Consider the following 7303-nt stretch of genomic DNA (forward strand, 5'->3'; position numbering starts at 1 on the left):
GCCCAAAAGTAGGACCGTTCGAATTTCAAAAACTCGGTACACCATTAAGTCAAAACATGCTTAACTGAATGGTGTTAAGCGCTAGGCTGGGTTCTATTTATGCGTTATGTAAGCTTAATGCTTTTGCATACGGCTCATTTCTGCATGGCAGCTTTGCATTGTTAATAATGTTTTAGCCAGTGCAGCTTCGCAATCAGCGGGTTGTGGTTTATCCATCGCTGCTTTAATTTCTGCAAGGGTTTTATCTTCCACTTCCTCAAGCTCTTTTACATATGTGCTGTCGTTATGTGAGCTGAATGTAGTTAATAAAGCTGTGTATGCACGTCGTGCTTCGACTGCGAAAGAAGAGCCATCTTCGCGTTCGCCTTTTTCATTAATTGCATAGGGCTGCAAGCGCTCAACACTCACTTTTCGGGCATCTATCATGCGCTGAAAAAGTGCGCCAATAGCAGGGTCTTCAACTTTTGCCTGTGCTTGTTGATAAAAATCGATGCCGCTGTTCATAACTTGAATGATGTCAGTAATATGATTTACTTCTGATCCTTGATGGGTGTTCATAATGACCTCTTTTATTAAATGGATGTATAGTTCGATTTAATAAAAGCAAGGTGTGTTCCAAGTTGATGCCTTGTTTTAAGTTTCTGTTTATTAAAGTTTTATTTTTTCTTTTGGAGTTGCTAGGTTAATAGATCAAGTATTAACCTAGCAATTTTTACATCATATTGTGTAATAAAGTTATTTTAGCTCTTCAGCTACTTCAGCTACTTTTTGACGTAACCAAATGTGACTCGCATCGCGATGTAACAGTGGGCTCCAAATCATATCAAGCTCAAAAGGAGGAATTGGAAACGGTGGTTCTAAAATTTTAAGCCCCGGATCATCTAAGTATATATTTGCGGCTTTTGAAGGAAGGGTCGCAATCAAATTTTTCTCTTTAGCTAAATGAATCGCTACATGATAGTTACGCGTAAAAGTGGCAATGTTACGATGCTTACCAAAGTGAGCAAGTGCTTCGTCAACCCAACCAAGTTTTTGCACATCTTTAGGGTCCATACCTACACCTACGCCAAAACCTGTTTTACTCACCCATATATGGCGTGCTTTTAAGTAGCTGTCGAGGCTAAAGTTTTCAATAATAGGGTTGTCGGCCTTAACTAAGCAGCAAAAACTGTCTTTCCAAATACGTTTATGATGAAAAGACTGAGGTAAGTTTTCAAAACGGTTGATTGCCATATCTACTTTACCGTTTTCTACGTCATGAAAGGTTACATCACTTGGTGTGAGTATATCTAATGTAGTGTCTGGAGCTTCGTCGTGCAATTTACTAAGTAGTTTTGGGGCTAGGGTGCTTGCTGCGTAATCACTGGCCATTATTCTAAATACACGTTTACTTTGGCTCGCCTCAAATTCTCGATTAGGTGCGAGAGTTTCTTCAAGCGTCATTAATATGCCACGTATTACAGGCTGTAACTCCAAAGCGCGCTCGGTAGGCACCATACCGTCGCTGGTACGAACCAAAATAGGGTCGTTAAATAAGTTACGAAGACGTTTAAGGCCATTACTCATTGCAGGTTGCGTTATGCTTAATTGATTAGCAGCGCGTGTTACGTTGCATTCTCGAAGCAATGTATCGAGGTAAACGAGTAAGTTTAAATCTATTTTACTTATATTCATTGTGTGTGTCCTTTAGCGCTTACCAGTAGTGAATAAATCGCTGTGCTGTCGGGTATGGGTAAATATGACTTACCTGCCCATTTTTTATATTTTGTTGCGCCTGCTTCCAAAAGCTAACATCTATAAGTTCCGGATGAGTGCTGAGTAAAAACTTTTTATACATAGGATTAGGCATTACAAATGTACATAACTGCTCTGGGAATACGTCTTGTGGTGCAACAGAGTAACTTTGTTCATCCATTAAATAATCGTCGTAGCACTTTGCTTTTGGTAATGCTCTAAAGTTCATATCTGTTAGGTATTGAACTTCATCGTAATCGTAAAAAATAATACGTTTGTGCTTACTTACACCAAAGTTTTTTAACAGCATATCGCCAGGAAATATATTAACGGCAATCATTTCTTTTAGGGCCTGCCCGTATTCTTCAATCGCGTCTGCGGCACTTTCTTCATCAGCATTTTCTAAAAATAAATTGAGTGGTGTCATGCGCCGTTCAATATATAAATGTTTGATGATCAACCATTCGCCTTCAATTACCATTGATGAGCCAATCGTTTTGTGTAATTGCGCAAGTAAATTACTATCAAAACGCGCTAAAGGAAATACGACGTTAGAATACTCTATGGTATCGGCCATTCTGCCAACGCGATCATGGTTTTTTACTAGTTGATAACGCTTTAACACGGTATCACGACCAAAGGGCTTACTTTCACCAAATTTGTCTTTTATTACTTTAAAAACATAACCAAATGAGGGAAGGGTAAATACCATCATCACCATACCGGGAGTACCCGGTGCAATTGTAAACTCATCACTAGAGTGAGATAAGTGATTTAAAAACTCTCGATAAAACTCAGTTTTACCCTGTTTATGGAAACCCACTGCGTTATAGAGCTCAGCAAGCGTTTTGTTTGGCATAAGCTGATTCAAAAACCGGACAAGTGCTGAAGGTGCGTGAGTCTCGACCATAAAGTAGGCGCGGGCAAAGCCAAAAATAACACGCATTTGAGATGACTTAGTCAAAAGAGCATCTAAATATAACCCGTTATCTTCATCGTGCAATACGGCGATTATAAAAGGCTGAACGCCACTTTTTGAAACAACACGACCAACAATATAAGCTGCTTTATTACGATAAAAAGGTGTGTGCAAAATATCAAAGCGCATTTGCCAAGGTTGATGGTGAGTATCGGGGGCTTGTTTATAAAAAGCTTTTACAAGAAGGCGAATATCACGCTCTAAATTTACAAATGGGGCTTTAAAATCAAAATGATTAATAATGCGTTTTATTGTTGGCTTTAGGCCATCAACTACTGGAAAGTACGTTCTATATTCTGCCTCTACAGGCACCGAAGGCGCATCTTTTAAAGTTGCTTCTACAAATATAAAGTCATTATGAAAATAGCGCCTATGGTACAGCCGGCAAAAGACAGAGTTATAAAAGGTTTCGGCGAGTTCTGCTTGAGGGTGGAAACATAAAAAATGTTGATATATTATTTTAACTTCAAGCCATAGGCTTTCATCAAGCTGTTCTGTTGGGGTTTCTTTTTTTAGAGCTTGTGTGGTTTCGTTAACACGATCATCATAATAGCTGATACGCAAACGGCTAATATCATTAATTGCTTGCCAATCTTTTTTTGCAAAGGCGAGGGGGGCTTTGGCTGTTGTTTTTTGAAATAACTGATAGTGCTTTTTAAAACCCGTTAAAATTAATTCAGCAATATGGCGAGGCTGCATTTGCACTCCTTAATAGTCCCTAGAGCTTATACTCTATAGTGTTAAGGGTATGTTATTTTAAGTTTAAAACCAAGATAAATATTACGCGCTATTTAATGAGAAGTTATTGGTATTTAGCTATCTTTTTTTCGAGAATTTTAATCTGCTTAGCGATGGCCGATACGTCTTTTTTATACTCTTTATTAATCATTTTTAGTTTTTTAGTAATATCTTTAGTAATACGTTTTTTATCATCAACGGCTAGAATATGATTTAACCGTTCTTGTTGTTTATATTCAGCACGCTGCTTATTACGATCAAGTATTGTGAGTTTGTGGTTATTACTGCGTAGCTCTGCCTGTAAACCTGACAGGAGTCTTTCACGTTCTAGTTCGTTCAGTTGTTTAGTGTAATCAACTTTTGGGCCTGAATACTGATTACCCGTTGTGTTAACTTTATAAGTTGTTGCTTCGTCGTCACAGGGAAGTTGAGAAAAGGTAGTGCCTTTTTCTGTTACACATTTATAGTAAGTGGTATCGCTAAAGCTAAAAAAACTGATAAGTAAAAAGCTAGAATAGAGGATATAGCGAAGAGTTTGAAACATGTCTGTCATCCTTGATTTTTATATTTTGGCTAGCAAAACAATATAAAACTATAACCTAGCTTGGCGATATAGCAAGCTAGGTTATTAGACAGCACACCCAAGGTTATTGGGTAAAGGTCTTGAGCTTTTTAATGCTCTGTACTAAAAATGGGATGTCGAGTCTTTGTTCAATAGAAAACCCTTCGGCTGCAGATATGTTTTTAAAGTTACCATCTGAGTCAATCAAAGTAATTCTATCTTTTTTATAGGCTATAACTACGCCTTGTGAATAATTAACGCCCATATCATCTTTTTTCTTGTATAAGTTAACGCCCAGCATTGTTTGCTTAGCAATAGCTTTACAATTTAAATATTGGCCAACACTTGTAGCAATTAAATCGCTAGGTTGAATAAGTCCATCTACTTTAGAAATACGTTTGTCAGAGCTATATAAAGTTGATGTTGTTACTACTTCTTGCTTGTTGTTGGCAAGACTAAAAGCAAAAACCTGCGTTTTATCATCTCGTACAGTAGGGGTGTTATTACCTTTAATAACTCTAATTGCGCTAGCACTATGTGCTTGATCATTAATAAAACTAAGTTCTTCCACGCCAGTTACTTCAATGCTACGGCGTTGACTTTGCCATACAGGAAGTGTTTGCTCAGCTAAAATTGCTACCTTATAAAAGGCGGGCAAACCATATACTAGGCTAAATAGCGTATCGTTGTGATTTGTTGGCTGTAAAAACTGCTCTGTTTTGTGCAAGTTTTTATTACCGTCCACAAATTCAGCAAGTTGTTGTTGAGTATCAAATACAAAAATATCAACATTGGCTTGTGTGTAGTCTTCGCACTTTTCGAGCGGGCTTGGCATTAGATAATTAATATTTTGATTATTAATTTTTACGTTATGTGCTTGCTCATAGCTTTCTATATCAAGTAAGTCATTTTTAGCCAGTAGGCTTTTAGCTGTTGTAGGATACGAAAGCGGTAATACGTTATCTTGTTTGGTAATATCAAATTTTAAATTAGCATCAGCCCAAATATGAATACTATGACTAAAAGCAAAACAAATAATTAGAAATGAGATAGCGTATCGAGCAAATTTGAACTGTTTCAAGCGTTCAAGGTGGTGCCATGTGTAATTACTCATAAGCAGCTGAAAGCCTAAAATAAGTAAAACAATACCACTGGCTAAAATTGTGGTTAAGGCAGGTGAGCTTGTTAAACGATGCCACAGTAGAGAAATAATCTCAGGTGAAGCAGATATACTTAGATGATAACCCAAATTAACATACACATAAGCATCAAGGGTAAGCAGAGATGCGCCTAGCGTGGCTATAACAGCAGCCATGCCACGTATGTGTCGTGGGTAGGGGAATATTAAACTAAGCGGAAATACCGTCAGCACAAACGCTAAAAAGGCGATAAAACTAGTATGGCTCAGCCATGTAACTAGCATATAGGTAATGCCTAAAAAGCTTGTAGGTGGCGAGTCTGCAAATAAATAGCTTAAGCTAATAAATAACGCTAAGCCAATATTGGCAAAGGTAAACCAGTGCCCCCAGCTTAGCAACTGACTCGCTTTTGATGAAAACTGATTGTGCTGCGATAAATTCATAGAGTTTATTTAACCGACTGTGATAGAGCTTTTGCAAAGTTCTCAGTTACGGCTTGTCTTTTCCCTGTTGGTACATGCTCTTTTAAGATATGCGTGATAGAATTTCCTAAACACATAAGACTTAAATCAACCGGCGCATTGTGTTTAGTTAGCACATCAATAAGCTGATCGACGATTTGTTCTACTTCTTCATTAGAGTATTTTGATAAGATTGGCATCAGTTGGTTCAATAAAATAGTTATATTCTCGTATTTTAACACTAGAGGCGTGAAAAACAAAGATGACAACAGACGTTAAAAAATTAGTCGTTCATTATGTAGACAAAAAAGACGACGATACGCAAATTCACCTTCGAAATGATGAGATGGTAATTAACGATAAAGTAGCCGTTTTTATCGAACAATTACATCATGCATACAATGGTAAGCCAGGTAAAGGTTACTGTGCTTTCAGTGGTGATAAAAACAGTGTTGTAGCATCTGCAATGCAAAGCTACCGTAACGATGAGTTAGGCTTTTGGCATATGACCGAGCAAGCCTCAACGGTTTTAAAAGAAGAACTTGATAAGTATGCATTTAGTGAAACAGGCTATTTAGTATTTTGTCATTATCAGTATGTTGCTACTGATTATATGTTAATTGCGATGATTAACATTAAAGAGCATTACTCTATGACTTCAGAGCTGGATTTAGCGGCTTCTCGTCATTTAGATATATCTCGCATGCAACTCGCTGCTCGTATCGATTTAACTGCATGGGATACGCAAGCAGAAGATAATCGTTATATTTCATTTATTAAAGGACGTGCGGGTCGTAAAGTAGCTGACTTTTTCTTAGACTTTTTAGGCTGTGAAGAGGGTATTGATTCAAAACAGCAAAGCCAAGTAATGCTTAGTGCCGTAGAGGATTATTTATCAGAGCAACAGTTTGATAAATCAGAAAAAGACGATTTACGTAAACAAGTATTTGATTACTGTAATGATTGCGTAACTACAGGCGAAGATGCAAGTGTGAGCGATCTTTCAGCAACGCTTACAAAAGGCGATGACAGCCCGTTTGATAGTTTTTGCAAAGAGCAAAGCTATGACTTGGAAGAAACCTTCCCCGTTGATAAAAAAACCGTCACCAGTATGGTTAAGTTTTCAGGCCTTGGTGGTGGTGTAAGTGTAAGCTTTGAACGTAAACACTTAGGTGAGCGCGTAACGTACAACGAAGCAACCGATACACTAGTAATTAAAGGTATTCCGCCAAACTTAAAAGATCAGCTACAACGTTTTATGGAAAATGAAAAAGAGTAAATTCATTTGAGCTAGTAGAAAGTTGATTTAAGAGCGCGATATTTATATCGCGCTTTTTTATACTTTCTAAAAGCGCAGCGTCTATTAATCTTTTTGTGAAAAAATTACTTTTTACGGGCTTTGCCCGTCACGCCAACAAGTTGTGCGTCTACACGTTAATTTTACACACGGTATTAAAGTTCGGCTGTAGGCGTGAAGTTTGCTCACGCGAGAAGTAACGCTTTTATGTGTTTAGTCTCTTTGTAAGTCAAACTATTCCTATTGGCGCTGCCCGTCACGGCAACAAGTTGTGCGTCTACACGTTAATTTTATACACGGTATTAAATTTTGGCTGTAGATACCATCTCTCATTTTAAGCTTCAAGGTCGTATTTAACTTTCTTGGAGCTTAAACGCTTCTTGGTTTTTTATT

At 37.7% G+C, this 7303-nt stretch carries 7 protein-coding genes; 1 reads left to right on the top strand and 6 read right to left on the bottom strand.

From position 1 onward, the window contains the following. Positions 1-114 precede the first annotated feature (114 nt). The 6 genes from I6F53_RS19570 to I6F53_RS19595 form a co-directional block, all read right to left on the bottom strand. Complete coding sequence (locus I6F53_RS19570; RefSeq protein WP_166420791.1) at positions 115-558, bottom strand: ferritin-like domain-containing protein; 444 nt, start codon at positions 556-558, stop codon at positions 115-117. A 177-nt stretch (positions 559-735) separates the two neighbouring features. Next, complete coding sequence (locus tag I6F53_RS19575) at positions 736-1674, bottom strand: LysR family transcriptional regulator (RefSeq protein WP_166420792.1); 939 nt, start codon at positions 1672-1674, stop codon at positions 736-738. Positions 1675-1693: 19 nt separating this feature from the next. After that, on the bottom strand, positions 1694-3412 hold the full coding sequence (gene aceK / locus I6F53_RS19580; RefSeq protein ID WP_197240867.1) for a bifunctional isocitrate dehydrogenase kinase/phosphatase: 1719 nt from the start codon (positions 3410-3412) through the stop codon (positions 1694-1696). Between the two features lie 103 nt (positions 3413-3515). Beyond that, on the bottom strand, positions 3516-3995 hold the full coding sequence (locus tag I6F53_RS19585; RefSeq protein ID WP_166420794.1) for a DUF4124 domain-containing protein: 480 nt from the start codon (positions 3993-3995) through the stop codon (positions 3516-3518). A gap of 103 nt (positions 3996-4098) precedes the next feature. After that, positions 4099-5595 carry a DUF3413 domain-containing protein gene (locus tag I6F53_RS19590; RefSeq protein ID WP_166420795.1) on the bottom strand — a complete coding sequence of 499 codons (1497 nt, stop codon included), beginning with the start codon at positions 5593-5595 and terminating at the stop codon, positions 4099-4101. Positions 5596-5600: 5 nt separating this feature from the next. Beyond that, complete coding sequence (locus I6F53_RS19595; RefSeq protein WP_007375276.1) at positions 5601-5813, bottom strand: DUF1414 domain-containing protein; 213 nt, start codon at positions 5811-5813, stop codon at positions 5601-5603. A gap of 62 nt (positions 5814-5875) precedes the next feature. On the opposite strand from I6F53_RS19595, the gene yejK reads away from it, so the two are divergent. Further along, positions 5876-6892, top strand: coding sequence for a nucleoid-associated protein YejK (gene yejK, locus I6F53_RS19600; RefSeq protein ID WP_121955650.1), 1017 nt, complete (start codon positions 5876-5878; stop codon positions 6890-6892). Positions 6893-7303: the final 411 nt, after the last annotated feature.

Source organism: Pseudoalteromonas sp. SWN29 (genome assembly GCF_015864465.1).
In the GTDB taxonomy this organism is placed as follows: domain Bacteria; phylum Pseudomonadota; class Gammaproteobacteria; order Enterobacterales; family Alteromonadaceae; genus Pseudoalteromonas.